This window comes from Paraburkholderia phytofirmans, from assembly GCF_046028095.1.
Classification (GTDB): Bacteria; Pseudomonadota; Gammaproteobacteria; order Burkholderiales; family Burkholderiaceae; genus Paraburkholderia; species Paraburkholderia phytofirmans_A.
This window is the reverse complement of record NZ_JAQQDJ010000004.1, coordinates 18,661-32,086: the sequence shown is the minus strand read 5'-3', so window position 1 is coordinate 32,086 and position 13,426 is coordinate 18,661. Positions and strand designations below refer to the sequence as shown.

11 protein-coding genes are annotated in these 13,426 nt (G+C 64.3%); 7 read left to right on the top strand and 4 right to left on the bottom strand.

The features are described from left to right. Positions 1–69: 69 nt before the first annotated feature. The 5 genes from PQR54_RS12805 (at position 70) to PQR54_RS12785 (ending at position 3,395) form a co-directional block, all read left to right on the top strand. Positions 70–228: a hypothetical protein gene (locus PQR54_RS12805; RefSeq protein ID WP_012428692.1), complete on the top strand. Its 159-nt coding sequence runs from the start codon at positions 70–72 to the stop codon at positions 226–228. Positions 229–672: 444 nt separating this feature from the next. Next, positions 673–972: a hypothetical protein gene (locus tag PQR54_RS12800; protein ID WP_408246129.1), complete on the top strand. Its 300-nt coding sequence runs from the start codon at positions 673–675 to the stop codon at positions 970–972. A 115-nt stretch (positions 973–1,087) separates the two neighbouring features. Next, positions 1,088–2,041 carry a 3-hydroxyacyl-CoA dehydrogenase family protein gene (locus PQR54_RS12795; RefSeq protein WP_408246127.1) on the top strand — a complete coding sequence of 318 codons (954 nt, stop codon included), beginning with the start codon at positions 1,088–1,090 and terminating at the stop codon, positions 2,039–2,041. Positions 2,042–2,171: 130 nt separating this feature from the next. Then, complete coding sequence (locus PQR54_RS12790; RefSeq protein ID WP_408246125.1) at positions 2,172–2,783, top strand: flavin reductase family protein; 612 nt, start codon at positions 2,172–2,174, stop codon at positions 2,781–2,783. Between the two features lie 177 nt (positions 2,784–2,960). Then, on the top strand, positions 2,961–3,395 hold the full coding sequence (locus tag PQR54_RS12785; RefSeq protein WP_408246123.1) for a cupin domain-containing protein: 435 nt from the start codon (positions 2,961–2,963) through the stop codon (positions 3,393–3,395). A gap of 87 nt (positions 3,396–3,482) precedes the next feature. Here the strand turns inward: PQR54_RS12785 and PQR54_RS12780 are convergent, their stop codons facing one another. After that, positions 3,483–4,946, bottom strand: coding sequence for a polyhydroxyalkanoate depolymerase (locus tag PQR54_RS12780; RefSeq protein WP_408246121.1), 1,464 nt, complete (start codon positions 4,944–4,946; stop codon positions 3,483–3,485). Positions 4,947–5,165: 219 nt separating this feature from the next. Between PQR54_RS12780 and PQR54_RS12775 the strand changes: the two genes are divergently transcribed. Further along, complete coding sequence (locus tag PQR54_RS12775; protein ID WP_012428686.1) at positions 5,166–5,819, top strand: glutathione S-transferase family protein; 654 nt, start codon at positions 5,166–5,168, stop codon at positions 5,817–5,819. 79 nt (positions 5,820–5,898) lie between these two features. Here PQR54_RS12775 and PQR54_RS12770 read toward each other — a convergent pair whose 3' ends face one another. The 3 genes from PQR54_RS12770 to PQR54_RS12760 all read right to left on the bottom strand — a co-directional run bounded on the left by PQR54_RS12770 (position 5,899) and on the right by PQR54_RS12760 (position 11,585). Then, positions 5,899–7,872, bottom strand: a complete 1,974-nt coding sequence (locus PQR54_RS12770) for a methyl-accepting chemotaxis protein (RefSeq protein WP_408246119.1) — start codon at positions 7,870–7,872, stop codon at positions 5,899–5,901. 276 nt (positions 7,873–8,148) lie between these two features. After that, the gene (locus PQR54_RS12765; RefSeq protein WP_408246117.1) at positions 8,149–10,806 is read right to left on the bottom strand and encodes a heavy metal translocating P-type ATPase; all 2,658 of its coding nucleotides are present in this window, start codon (positions 10,804–10,806) and stop codon (positions 8,149–8,151) included. A gap of 128 nt (positions 10,807–10,934) precedes the next feature. Further along, on the bottom strand, positions 10,935–11,585 hold the full coding sequence (locus tag PQR54_RS12760) for an FMN-binding negative transcriptional regulator (protein ID WP_408246115.1): 651 nt from the start codon (positions 11,583–11,585) through the stop codon (positions 10,935–10,937). A 295-nt stretch (positions 11,586–11,880) separates the two neighbouring features. Between PQR54_RS12760 and PQR54_RS12755 the strand changes: the two genes are divergently transcribed. After that, entirely contained in the window at positions 11,881–13,299 is a 1,419-nt protein-coding gene (locus PQR54_RS12755) for a DUF1254 domain-containing protein (RefSeq protein WP_408246113.1), read from the top strand. Positions 13,300–13,426: the final 127 nt, after the last annotated feature.

Genomic DNA, 13,426 nt, shown 5'->3' with positions numbered 1-13,426 from the left:
CTAGGGAAAACCCTATACTTCTTCTTAAGGGAAAACCCTAGCAAATGCAGTAACTAACCGGGAGTCGCCATGAGCTTCATTTTTGCATTGTTCCAAAAGGTCAGCGACCTCTTTGCGTCGCCCCATCTGCCGCTGGATTCGGACTACTCGTACGAAGCGCGTAGCCGCGAAGCAGAGCGCGTGCGTAGAGCACAAGCTACGTTGTTCGGCGTCAAGCTGAGCGACTAAGAGCAAAGCCGTACCGGCCCAAGCGCGGAGCAACCGCGTACGGGCGCGCACTTCGGGTGCGCATCGCATCACTATTGAAGCCACAGTTCGCGAAACGCGTACCGTGGCTTTTTGTTTTTCAGGCTCGTTTCCGCCGCTCGGGCGTTGTCTCCGAATATTTCCCGGCCGAAATGAATGTAACGGAGCCTGAAAGATGGCTGCCGGGCCCGCAGGGTCCAGTCATGGCGAATGGCTTTGTAGGCAGGGCAGTACGCGGAAAATGCACTTTGACCATCCGTCCCTTTCTATGAAATGTGCGCTTACAAGTGCTCACGTCTTCATGCGGTTTGCGCCGCTAAAGTTGGTCTCAAGCGTACGGCGTCTGGTTCGAGCCTGAAGGTGCAGGTCCAGGTCGATCTCGAGCACGGACGCTGGCTTGATACAAAACTTTGATGGGAGGTCACTATGAAAACCTTGAACAGGACATCGCGTTCGATCATCGCAACCTTGCTGGCTGGCGGCGCATTGCTTGCGGCCGGCAGCGCATTCGCTCAAGAACGCGTGGTTGTCGAAAACGGCCCGGGACCGGCGGTCTACGGTCAGCCGCACATGATGCCGGTGGGCGTGTCGATCAATATCGGCTGGCACGGCGATCGTTACTATGACGGCCATCGCTATTGGGCGCACGACGACTGGATGCGCCGTCATCCGCGCGACTACGATCCGCATCACCGCGACGACCATCGCCCGCCCCCGCGCTACTAATTCGCGCGTGACGGCGCCGCACGACGCGGCGTCGGCCTGAAGTCCACAAAGCCGGTCCTTCCTCGCGGAAGACCGGCTTTGTCACGTTCGAGCTTACGAATCGGCTTGCTGCGCTATGCTTGAACGCTTTTATCGACGGCAGCAGGAGAGCGGCTTGGACAAGGCAGTGATTGGCGTAGTGGGCACGGGGTTGATGGGCGTCGGCATTGCGACGCAAAGCGCATTGCACGGACACAGGACGATCGTTCACGACGTCGATCCGGCGCGTCTCGCGAGCGTCGCGCCGAAAGCGCAAGCGGTGCTCGACGAACTGATCGACGCCGGGCGCATCGACCCGACGGCCAAACAGGCGGCGCTGGCGCGCATCGAAACACATGCCGAACTCGACGTGATGGCATCGGCGCAATTCGTGATCGAAGCAATTCCCGAGGTCCTCGACCTCAAGCATCGCCTGTATGCGGCGCTGACCCAGTTGCTGGCCGACGACGCGATTCTCGCGAGCAACACCAGCGGTTTTCATCCCGATCAACTCGCCGCCCCGTTGCGCGCGAAAGACCGCTTTGTGATCGCGCATTTCTGGAATCCGCCGCACATGATTCCGCTCGTCGAAGTCGTGCCGGGAACGGCGACCGCGCCCGAAGTGACGCAGCAGACCGCTACGTTGATGAGTGCGATCGGCATGGAACCCGTTGTGCTGGCGAAGGCGATTCCGGGGTTCGTCGGCAACCGGTTGCAGTTCGCGGTGCTGCGCGAGGCGTTGCACATCGTGCGCTCGGGCGCGGCGACGCCGGACGTGGTCGATCGCGTGATGAAGGCGTCGCTGGGTCGCCGCTGGGGGATCGTCGGACCGTTCGAAGGTGCGGACATGGGCGGCCTCGACACCTTCCTCGATATCGCTTCCCATCTGATGCCGGAACTGGCTAAAGACGAAGACGTGCTCGATCTTTTGCACGAGCAGGTCGAAGCAGGGCGTGTCGGCGTGCGCAGCGGCGCGGGTTTCCATGACTGGGACGATGCGCATCTGGAGCAGGTGAAGCAAGGGCGCAAGCGTGTGATCAGTCAGGGCTGATTGACGCGAAAATGGCGAGGCTCGAAAGTGCGGCGTCACGAGAAGCCTCGCCACCAAGGCACGTACGGCAGCCCGCGCCGCTCTGCGGTATAAATGCCGTCTCGCCCCATCTGCAAGGCCTCCAATCTTCATGTCCCACTACTTTTACGACCCCGCCACCGGCCACGGCCTCCCACACGATCCGTTCAAAGCCATCGTCGCGCCGCGTCTGATCGGCTGGATTTCCTCGCGCGACACTGCAGGCACATTGAACCTCGCGCCCTATAGTTTCTTCGGCGCGTTCGCCACCTTTCCGGCCATCATCGGTTTCTGCAGCGAAGGCCGTAAAGACAGCGTCGCCAACATCGAAGCCACCGGCGAATTCGTCTGGAATCTGGCCGCCAAACCGCTCGCCGAGCAGATGAACCGCTCGTCGGCGCCCGTTCCGCCGAACGTCGACGAATTCGAACTCGCCGGCCTCACGCCCGCGCCGGGCCGCAACGTGGCCGTGCCGCACGTCGCGGAATCGCCGGCTGCGCTCGAATGCAAGCTGCTGCAAGTGGTGCGGCTGCATACGCTCGACGGCACGCCGATGGACAACTATCTTTCGCTCGGGCAAGTGGTCGGCGTGCATATCAACGAGGCGTATCTGAAAGACGGCTTGTTCGACACCCACGCCGCGCAGCCGATCATGCGCGCCGGCTACCGCGCCGACTACGCGGAAATCGGCGACATGTTCCAGATGTTCCGCCCGACTGCATAGACTGCACAGCGCTCAAAACCATGTCGCGCTAGGCCAGATGGCGCGACATTCACGGCATCGCCTCCGAAAACGCGCAAAAGCAAAATGCAGCGCCCGCATACTGGCGCGCTTGATGCTTGCAACCGACGCTCCAACGCGTCGTTTTCAACTGCCGGCTCACTCGCGAGGAGCGCGATCATGTCCACCGAATTCGCCACGCAATTCAGTCATGTCCGTCCGCAAGACACGTCCTATGTGGATCAGGGCTTACGCGACTTTTTTCTCTACCGTGATTTAGGCATCGCGCAGGCGACCGGCGGCAAGGTGCTCGCGCAACTCGTCAAGGCGAATCACGCACCAGAGCAAGGCACCGGCTGGCACCGTCATGAGGCCGATTTCCACATTGTGATCATGCTGAAGGGCTGGGCGCGCTTCATGTACGGCGACAAGGAGACGCTTGTCGCCGCCGGCGATTGCGTGCATCAGGCGCCGGGCATCGTCCACTATCTGTTCGACTACTCGGAAGATATGGAGTACATCGAAATCGTCTCGCCGGCCGATTTCAAATCGATCGAAGTCGAAGGGCCTTGCGACGTGCCGACCGTGACGCCTTGGAAGAGCGTTGCGGCTTAGCGAACGCAGAAGGCGGCTGCACGCTCGAATAGCGGGTGCTACGCAATCAAGCAAGCAGGGAGCCGCCGCGCGATCCGGAACAACAACTCATTGCGCCGCCGGCGGCCGTCTACGCGGCGCGCGCGCCGCTTGCGGCTTGATGGCCGCCGCCGAACTCGCACTTGGCGTCGCGCTAGTTCCGTTCGCAGCGTCCGTTGCCGCCGCATCCACTTCAACATCGACCACCGCCGTTGCCGCCGGCGCTGCTGGAGTCACTTCTGCAGCCGTCGCGGCTGACACCGGCTGAATCGTGCGCGCGCGCGAACTCACCAGCACCGCGCGCGGTTCGTTGTCGTAAATCACGGCGCGCACTCGCGGATAAATGTGCCGCTCCCAGCGGTGTCCATTGAACACGCCGTAATGTCCGACGCCGGTCTGCACGTGATGCGTCTTCAAATACGGCCGCAACTTGTCGCACATGTCCTGCGCGGCCAGCGTCTGACCGACGGCACAAATATCGTCCTTCTCGCCTTCCACGGTGAGCAACGCCGTGCGGCGGATCTTCGACGGTTCGACGAGACGACCTTTCACTTCGAGCGCATGCAACGGCAGTGCATGACGCTGAAAAACCGTATCGACGGTTTCCAGGTAAAAGTCGGCCGTGAGATCCATCGTCGCGAAGTATTCTTCATAGAACGTGCGGATCGTGTCGGCCTTTGCCGGATCGCCTTTGGCGCGCTCGTAATGCATCGTCTCGAACGAGTCGAGATGGCGGTTTAGGTTCATCGACATAAACGCGGTCAACTGCATGAAGCCCGGATACACGCGCCGGTGCGCGCCCGCAAAACCGAACGGCACCGCGCTGATCAGCTTCTGCTCGAACCATTCCAGCGGTTTGCTTTTGGCGAGTTCGTTGACGCGCGTTGGATTGATGCGCGTATCGAGCGGACCGGCCATCAGCGTCATGCTCGCCGGTTGCGCGGGATGATCGTCGGCGGCCATGAGCGCGACCGCGGCCAGCGCGGCGACGGTCGGCTGGCACACGGCGAGCAGATGCGCGCCGGGCCCGATCGTTTCGGTGAAGTCGATCACGTGCTGCACGAATTCGTCGAAACCGAAGCGGCCCTGGCTTAACGGCACGTCGCGCGGGTTGTGCCAGTCGGTGATGTAGACGTCGTGTTCGGCCAGCATCGTTCGCACGGTGCCGCGCAGCAGCGTCGCGAAGTGGCCGGACATCGGCGCGATCACCAGCACGCGCGGTTGCGGCGCCGACGGCGGCGTCTCCTTACGGAAATGCAGCAGCGAACAGAACGGCGTGTGCGCTGCGATTTCCTCGACGACCGCCACGGATTTGCCTTCCGATATCACGCTGTCGATCTCGAACGGCGGCCGCACGGGCGTGAGTCCGGCCAGCGTCAACAACTCGCAGGCCGCGCGGATCGAGCGTCCATGCGAGGTTTCACCGAACGCAGGCCACGCGTCGAGCGAATGATTCACCAGTGCCGCGCCGTGCCGCATCGGCAGCATCATGTCGGCGAAAGCCTGGTATGTGGGATATGCGAACAGGTTCATAACCTTCGCACGAATGCTGAAGAGGAAGGAGCCCAAATAAAGGCAAGTCATGTGCCATGCATGCATACGCACTGGTGCAGCCGTGCGCTTACGTTGGCATAGCATTTGCGCGAGTCGGGGGAACGGGCCGAATTTGCCGCGCTTTGGTGCGGGCGCGCACGGCAACGTGCACGCATGGCGTCGGGCGCCGGCCGAGCGCCTCATCTGGAGGAGAATCGTATGGCGAATACCACGCTCACCATCAGCAGCAAGAATTATTCGTCGTGGTCGTTGCGCGGCTGGCTGCTGACCAAGTTCAGCGGTTTGCCTTTCGAAGAGATCGTGATGCCAATCGACGATCCCGCGGCACGCGCCGAACTCCTGCTGTTGTCGCCGTCGATCCTGGTGCCATGCCTCGTTCATGACGGCATCAAGGTCTGGGACACGCTGGCGATCGCGGAATATTTAAACGAACTGAAACCGGACGCGAAGCTGCTGCCCGAAGATATTCGCGCCCGCGCGCATTGCCGCTCGATCTGCGGCGAGATGCATTCAGGATTCGGCTCGCTGCGCTCGGCTCTGCCGATGAACCTCAAAGCGCACTTTCCGGGCTTCAAGGTGTGGGCGCGGGCGCAGTCGGATATCGATCGGATCGTGACGATCTGGGGCGATTGTCTGAAGCAGTACGGCGGGCCGTTTCTATTCGGCGAGCGCACTGCGGCGGACGCGATGTACGCGCCCGTGGTGACGCGTTTCGTGACCTACGACGTCAAACTCGATCCGGAGATCGTCGAATACGGACAGCGGATCATGGCGCTGCCCGAGATGCAGGAGTGGATCGCCGACGCGCAACAGGAGGTGGAAGAGATCGACGAACTGGACGTCGAGTTCTGAAGAAGCCGTGCGGCGACACTGCTGCAACAGCGGGCGGCGTTCGGCGTGGCGAGCCACACCGCGCCGCAACCACTGCGCCTCAATCGCGCCCGCTTCCCAGTTTGAACACACTGACCACTTGCGCAAGACGCGCGGCCTGATCGCGCAACTCGGCCGCCGCGAGTTCGGCCTCGCCGACAATCGTCGCGTTCTGCTGCGTGGCTTCGCCGATCTGCGTGACGGCGAGATTCACCTGCTCGATACCGCCCGATTGCTCGCGCGAGGCGACGCTGATCTCGCCCATGATCGCTCGCACCTGGCCGACCTGTTGAACGATGCCCTGCATCGTCGAACTGGCTTCTTCGGCGATCTGAAAACCGCTTCGCACGGTCGCCGTGGATGTCGCGATAAGGCTTTCGATCTCCTTCACCGAAGCCGCGCTGCGCTGCGCCAGCGCGCGCACTTCCGAGGCCACGACCGCGAAGCCCTTGCCGTGCTCGCCGGCGCGCGCCGCTTCCACCGCCGCGTTCAGCGCGAGGATATTGGTCTGGAATGCGATGCCTTCGATCACGCTCGTGATCTCGGCGATCTTCTGCGACGAGCGGCTGATCTCGCCCATCGTCGACACCACGCGTTCGACAGCGCGGCCGCCTTCGAGCGCGGCGTCGGCGGCGCGCGTGACGAGCGTGTTGGCTTGCGCGGCGTGGTCGGCGTTCTGCTGCACGGTCGAGGTGATCTCTTCCATGCTGGCCGCCGTTTCTTCGAGACTGCTCGCCTGGGTGGCGATCCGCGCGGCGATATTGCCGCTGCCGGTGGCGATCTTTTCGGTGCCGTGCGACATATCCGTCGATGCATTGCGCACTTGCGAAACGATGCGCGCGAGACCTTCACCGATGCCGTCGATCGACTGCATCAGGCGGCCGATTTCATCGGCGCGCGCGTTCGCGCCTTTCGCGACGCGTACGCTCAGATCGCCCGAGGCGAATCGTTCGGATGCCTTGGCGGCTTCGTCGAGCGGACGGCTCACGAGGCGCCGCACCGCGAACAGGAACACGGCCGCGAACACGCCGACGAGCACCAGGCCGAGCAGCAGGAATTCATTGCGCGTGGTGATGACGCCGGCCATCACTTCGTCGCGTGGCGCGACACCGCCCACCAGCCATTGCCATTCCGGCACGGTAACGAACGACACGAACTTGTCGCGCGAGCCGCGTTCGCCGAGTGTCGCATCGGCCGAGCTGTATTCGAGCTGGCCTTCCTTCATGTCGAGCATCTGCTGATACGGCGCGTTCGCGTTGTCGGCGTTCTGGCCGGCGGCGGCCGGATGCACGATCAGCTTGCCGCGCTCCGCGCCGTTCGACGCATTCACGACGAAGTAATAACCGCTGTCGCCGATCTTCAGGTTGCGAATGCCGTCCTGCACCGACTGGATTTCCTTGTCCACATTCACACCGACGAACAGCGCGCCGATCACGCGGCCGCTTGCGTCCGTGATTGGCCGGTATTGCGTAATCAAACGTTTGCCGAAGAGCGCGGCGAGTCCCGTATAAGGCTTGTTGGCGAGCAGCAGCGCGTAGGCCGGCGCCTTGCGGTCCAGCAGCGTGCCGATCGCGCGCGAGCCGTCCTGTTTCTTCAGCGAAGTCGTGACGCGCACGAAATCATCGCCGCTGCGCGCGAAGATCGTGGCCACCGCGCCGCTGCGTTCGAGAAACAGATCGGGGATGGAAAAGTCCATGTTCAGGACTTTGTCGCCCGCCTTGATGGTCGGCGTGGCGACACCGCCGATGTCGACCTTCTGGGTTTCGTCGAGTGTGTAGCCAGCGGGCAGGAAACTCGCGAACAGCGACATCGAGCGATCGACCTCGTTCGACAAGGCTTTGTCGAACAGCTTGATCATCGCGGCGATCGAGCGGTCCTTATCGGCGATGCGTTCGAGCACCTGATCGCTGATCTGCTGGCCGGCGGTGCGGGTGAGCGCCCACGTGAACGCGGCAAAAATCAACGCCACCAGCACGCACGAAAGAATGGCGAGCCGCGCGCCAACGCTGGCGCGGCGCAAAGAGAGAAATTCCATGGACGCTTTTGTGGAGTAAAGGAGGACAAGTGCTGCATGAGCCATGCGTAGGCATGCCCGGCATCGACGACTTGTTTACGGCCACGGCGTCTGCTTTCTTTAGGGTTTTGAAAGCACTTAGTAATTGGTTCTGCTGGCAGCGCAGCGTTCTGGTACGAGGCGCGCTCAGTGTGCCGAATGGCGCTGCGCGCCGCATGGGGCGCGCAGCAATGGCGCGTTGGTGACGACGCTGCAAATTGGCCCCGCCGTGTGCGGGGTATTTCTGTCTACGTCCGCTCAGTGCGTCGAACGATCCTGCGCGCCGCGCCACGTGCGCAGCAACAGCGCGTTGGTCACCACACTCACGCTCGAAAACGCCATCGCCGCGCCAGCGAGCATCGGGTTCAACAAGCCCAAGGCGGCCAGCGGAATCCCGATCAGGTTATAAACGAACGCCCAGAACAGGTTCTGCTGGATCTTGCGCCACGTCTTGCGCGAGATGTCGATGGCGTCGGCCACGAGCGCCGGATCGCCGCGCATCAGCGTGATGCCCGCTGCGTGCATGGCGACGTCGGTGCCGGTCGCCATCGCGATGCCGATGTCGGCGGCGGCGAGAGCGGGGGCGTCGTTGATGCCGTCGCCCGCCATGGCCACGATGCCGGCGCTGCGGATTTTCAGGTCGCGGATCACGCGGGCCTTGTCGTCGGGCAGAACTTCCGCGTGGAATTCGTCGATGCCAAGCGCCTTCGCCACGCTCGCCGCGCTGCCGCGATTGTCGCCGGTGACCAGCACGCTCTTGATGCCCATTTGCGCAAGCCGTTCGACGGCGGCGCGTGCGGTCGGTTTGACGGTGTCGCCGAAAGCGATCAACGCAAGTGCCGCGGGCGCTTGCGGATTGCGCTGCATGAGCCAGGAGACGGTGTTGCCCGCGGCTTCGAGTTCGTGAGCGCGAGCGGCGAGTTCCGGCGGCAACCTAATGCCGAGTTCATTGAGCCAGCGGGTGCTGCCGAGCGCCAGTGTGCGTCCGTCGACGTCCGCTTCGACGCCGCGCCCTGCGACCGCGCGCGCGGCGCTCGCATGCTGCGGCGGGATTTGTCTTGGCGCCACCGGGACGCCAACGCTCGCTGCCACCGCACCGCCAACGCTCGTCGCAACCGCACCGCCAGCGGTCGCCGCCACCACACCGCCAGCGTCCACCGCCGTCCCATCGCCGCTGTTCGTCGCCGCGACTTCATACGCCTTCAACACCGCCCGCGCCAACGGGTGATTGCTATTGCGCTGCACCGCCGCGGCAAGCGCCAGCGCTTCATCGCGGCCAATGCTGCCGATCGGCTCGAAAGCCGTCACCGACGGCTGCCCGAGCGTCAACGTGCCAGTCTTATCGAACGCGACGATCGTCACGCGATGCGCCGTCTCCAGCGCTTCGGCGTCCTTGATCAGCACGCCGCGCCGCGCCGCGACGCCCGTGCCGGCCATGATCGCCGCCGGCGTAGCCAAACCGAGCGCGCACGGGCACGCGATCACCAGCACGGCGACCGCGTTCAGAATCGCGGTTTCGCCGCCAGCACCGGCGATCAACCAGCCGACGAGCGTGAGCACGGCAATCGCCAGAATCGCCGGCACGAAGATCTCGCTGACCCGGTCGACGAGGCGCTGGATCGGCGCCTTCTCGGCCTGCGCGCTTTCCACGAGGCGGATGATCCGTGCCAGCGTCGTTTCCGCGCCGATCGCGGTGGTCGTCACGGCAATCGCGCCTTCGCCGTTGATCGAGCCGGCGGTGACCGCGTCGTCCACCTGCTTCGGCACCGGCAGGCTTTCGCCCGTGATGAGCGATTCGTCGATATGCGTGCGGCCTTCGAGCACCGCGCCGTCGACCGGTACGCGTTCGCCGGGACGCACGATCACCACTGTGCCAACGCGCACTTGCGCGAGCGGCACGTCGCGTTCATCGGTGCCGATGCGAATGCGCGCACGGTCCGGGCGCAGCGCGTTGAGCGCGCGGATAGCGTCCGTGGTCTGGCGCTTGGCGCGCGCTTCGAGCCACTTGCCGAAACGCACCAGCGTGATCACGACCGCCGACGCCTCGAAATACAGATGCATCATGTCGCCCGGATGGGTCGCCAGTTCGTACACGCTGATGCCATACGCCGCCGACGTGCCGAGCGCCACCAGCAGATCCATGTTGCCCGCGCCGGCCCGCACGGCGCGATAGGCCGCGCGATAGAAGCGCGCGCCGAACACGAACTGCACGATCGAGGCGAGCGCGAGTTGCAGCCATGGCGAAAGCATCGCGTGCAGGCCGAACCATTCGCCGACCATCGGCGCGACGAGCGGCAGCGTCAGCACGGCGGAGGCGAGCACGGCTGCGAGTTCGCGGCGGGCCTCGTCGCGTTTGCGGTCGGCGGGCGCGGCGTGGTCAGCGTGATCGGCAGCCGCCGATGCATCCGGCGGCACGATCAAGGTCGCTTCGTAGCCCGCTTTCTTGACGGCGGCGATCAGCGCGTCCGGCGCGGCGGCCGCGCCATCCAGACTGACGGTTGCGGTTTCGGTCGCCAGATTCACCGACGCGCCGACTACGCCCGGGACTTTCGCCAGCGCTTTTTCGACGCGCATCGCGCACGAGGCGCAGGTCATTCCGCCGATCGCCAGTTCCGTGGACTGCTGCGCCTCGGCAACGAGCGGAAGCGTCTCCGGGGGGGCGGACAGCGTGGCGTCATAGCCCGCCTTGCGCACGGCGTTGGCGAGCGTCTCCGGATCGACGGTCGCGTCGCTTTCAATGCGCGCTCGCTCCGTAGCGAGATTCACCGACGCACGCGTAACGCCCGGCACTTTGTTGAGCGCTTTTTCGACGCGCAGCGCGCACGAGGCGCAGGTCATTCCGCCGATGTCGAGTTCGGCGGTCCGGGCGGAAGGGGCAGCGTCCGCGGGGCGCTGCGGGTTGGCAAGTTCGGTCATGGTAGGCAAGGCTCGTGGCGGCATCGGGCCGCATCATGAACCCAGTATTGACCTTCCCATGATGGGAAGGTCAAGGACGAAATGCAGGGCGCGTTTCAAGGCCGCCCGCACATCGCCGAAACGCATGCTCAGAAGGCCGGCGGCGCGTTCAGCATGGCTTGACCGACGGCCTGCTGTTCGTCGCTGGAGCGCGCCAGCAGGGTTTCGGCCGCGCCGCGGCGGTCGTCCGCCGCCTTGTTCTGGCCGAGCTTCCACTTGCCGACCAGCCGTATCACCTCGATCTCGATGCCGACGATCGCGCCGAGCATCTGCGAGATGAAGTCGGCGGGCGCGTCGCCCATCTTCCACGGCACTGGTTCGCCGGCTTCCATCTTGCGCGTCAGACGCGCCACCAGGCCGCGCACGAACGACTCGTCGTCGCGCACGACGATGCGGCCGTGAGCATGCACCACCATATAGTTATAAGTCGGCACCTGCCGATGCGCCTCATGCTTGCTCGGATACCAGTTCGGCGAAATATAAGCGGCCGGACCCTGGAAGATCACGAGCGCTTCCGGACTCGCGGCGGCTTCCTGCCACATCGGGTTCGCGCGGGCGACGTGAGCGCGCAGAATGCCGTGCGTTTCACCGGCCGCGGACGGGACTTCGAACTCGAACGGCACGTGGTTCGCATCGAGCCCGTTCGGCCCGTTGGTGATTAGCGAGCCGAAAGGCTGCTCGGCGATCAGGCGATGGAGAACCTCTGGACGGTTCTCTTCGAAATGGGCGGGCATGTACATGAAGCGCTCCGGATACGAGGGGCGAAAGAGCAGTGACAAAGAGTCGCCCAAGGCGAGGGGTGCCATGGCGACGTAACAAAAAACGTCAACCGTACCGCAAAAAAGCGGCTTGCGCGCGGGTACCGGCGCTAATCCTGCCTTTGCGCTTGCCTGGTGAGCAAGGATACGATACAACCCGATGTTGTCGGCATCGCGAATCGCGGACTGGCTGCGTTGGGCTTTGGGAGGCCGCGCAAACAGGGTTCGTTGCACGCCGGCATCTCCCTTAGGACCACACGTTCCGCCACCTGAACGAATGATAAAAAATCGCCGAGCATTGTTTTCGATTCACTGGACCTGCGCGTCGTTCGCGGGCCTCGCATTTCTGGCCGGTTGCGCGTCGACCCCCACCGCGACACAAAAATCCACGGGCTGGATCAAGGACGAAGTGGCCGACTCGTACGTATTCGGCTACCCGCTCGTGCTGATGGGCGTCGCGCGCGATGCGGCGGTCGGCACCAATCCAGGCCAGGCGCCCCTTAATACGCTGCGACACGCCCAGGCATTGCCGCCGATCGGCGCGTCCAATCCGATGCAGCCGAGTCTCGATACATTCGATTCGACCGGCTGGCTGGACGTCGGCAGCGAACCGGTGATCGTTGCGCTGCCCGATTCGCACGGCCGCTATGTCGACGCCCGCGTGCTCGACATGTGGACCAACGTGGTCTGGTCGACCAGTTCGCAGTTCGACACGCGCGCGGCCGGCATCAAGGCGCAGGCGATCGCCTTCGTCGGTCCGGGTTGGCAAGGCGATTTGCCCAAGGGTGTGAAGCGCGTCGACGTGCCGACTCGCAACGCATGGGTGAGCGTGCGTATCCAGTCGAACGGCACGCGCGACCTGACGGCTGTGCGTAAGCTGCAGCGCGCCATTCGCGTCGCGCCGCTCAGTGTCTACGCGGGCGACGGCCGCTCCGCCTCGATCACGCCGCCGCGCAGCAATGCCGCCGACGCCGCCGCAAGTGCTTCCGGCACGCCGGCCGCGCAGGTCGCGGCGCTCGACGCGAACGGCTTCTTCACGCGACTCGCGCAGGCCTTGCCCGACAATCCGCCGACGCCGGCCGATCCGCACGCGCTCAAATTCCTCTCGGACCTCGGTGTGACGCCCGGCGAGCCGGTCAAACTGCCGAACGCGCCGGACGCCATCGGGGCTGGTCTCGCCGACGGTCACGAACGCGTCGTCACGCCGCCGTCGAATTTGCTGAGCGGCAACGGCTGGAACTGGTTCGGCGACGGCGTGGGCAGCTACGGCCCCGACTACGCGATGCGCGCCTATGCCGCTTATGCGCAACCGGGCATCGGCACGAAAGACGACGAAGTCCGCGCAGTCGTTACGCAGGACAGCGACGGTCGCGCGCTCAACGGCGCAAACCGCTACGTGATCCACTTCGCGCCGAATCAGCTGCCGCCGGTGCGCGGCTTCTGGTCGATCACCGCTTACACGAAGGACGGCGCACTCGGCGAAAGCGCCCCGGCGCGTCTCGCGGTCGGCGATCGCAATGGCGCGCGCCGCAATCGCGACGGCTCGCTCGACGTGACGGTGTCGTCCACTCGGAGCAAGAGCGGCAACTGGCTGCCGGCGCCGCGTGCTGATCTGCAACTCGTGCTGCGTCTGTACGCACCTAAGCCGCAAGCCACCGACGGCAGCTGGCAACCGCCGGCCGTCATGCGTCAGTGATATCTGCATGTCCGTGATGTGACAGCCGCGCTTCAATAACGAGCGCGTGAAGCATCGAGCGTCGCGTGTCCGCCGCATCAGCTCGGCGGACACGCGACGCTGTCGCGTGGAGTAATGTGTAAGCCAC

What these genes read in the sequence shown, in the direction of transcription:
- PQR54_RS12775 (WP_012428686.1), top strand. Translation starts at nt 5,166, where the DNA reads ATGGCGAATACCACGCTCACCATCAGCAGCAAGAATTATTCGTCGTGG.
- PQR54_RS12795 (WP_408246127.1), top strand. Translation starts at nt 1,088, where the DNA reads ATGCTTGAACGCTTTTATCGACGGCAGCAGGAGAGCGGCTTGGACAAG.
- PQR54_RS12790 (WP_408246125.1), top strand. Translation starts at nt 2,172, where the DNA reads ATGTCCCACTACTTTTACGACCCCGCCACCGGCCACGGCCTCCCACAC.
- PQR54_RS12755 (WP_408246113.1), top strand. Translation starts at nt 11,881, where the DNA reads ATGATAAAAAATCGCCGAGCATTGTTTTCGATTCACTGGACCTGCGCG.
- PQR54_RS12780 (WP_408246121.1), bottom strand. Translation starts at nt 4,946, where the DNA reads ATGAACCTGTTCGCATATCCCACATACCAGGCTTTCGCCGACATGATG.
- PQR54_RS12800 (WP_408246129.1), top strand. Translation starts at nt 673, where the DNA reads ATGAAAACCTTGAACAGGACATCGCGTTCGATCATCGCAACCTTGCTG.
- PQR54_RS12765 (WP_408246117.1), bottom strand. Translation starts at nt 10,806, where the DNA reads ATGACCGAACTTGCCAACCCGCAGCGCCCCGCGGACGCTGCCCCTTCC.
- PQR54_RS12805 (WP_012428692.1), top strand. Translation starts at nt 70, where the DNA reads ATGAGCTTCATTTTTGCATTGTTCCAAAAGGTCAGCGACCTCTTTGCG.
- PQR54_RS12760 (WP_408246115.1), bottom strand. Translation starts at nt 11,585, where the DNA reads ATGTACATGCCCGCCCATTTCGAAGAGAACCGTCCAGAGGTTCTCCAT.
- PQR54_RS12770 (WP_408246119.1), bottom strand. Translation starts at nt 7,872, where the DNA reads ATGGAATTTCTCTCTTTGCGCCGCGCCAGCGTTGGCGCGCGGCTCGCC.
- PQR54_RS12785 (WP_408246123.1), top strand. Translation starts at nt 2,961, where the DNA reads ATGTCCACCGAATTCGCCACGCAATTCAGTCATGTCCGTCCGCAAGAC.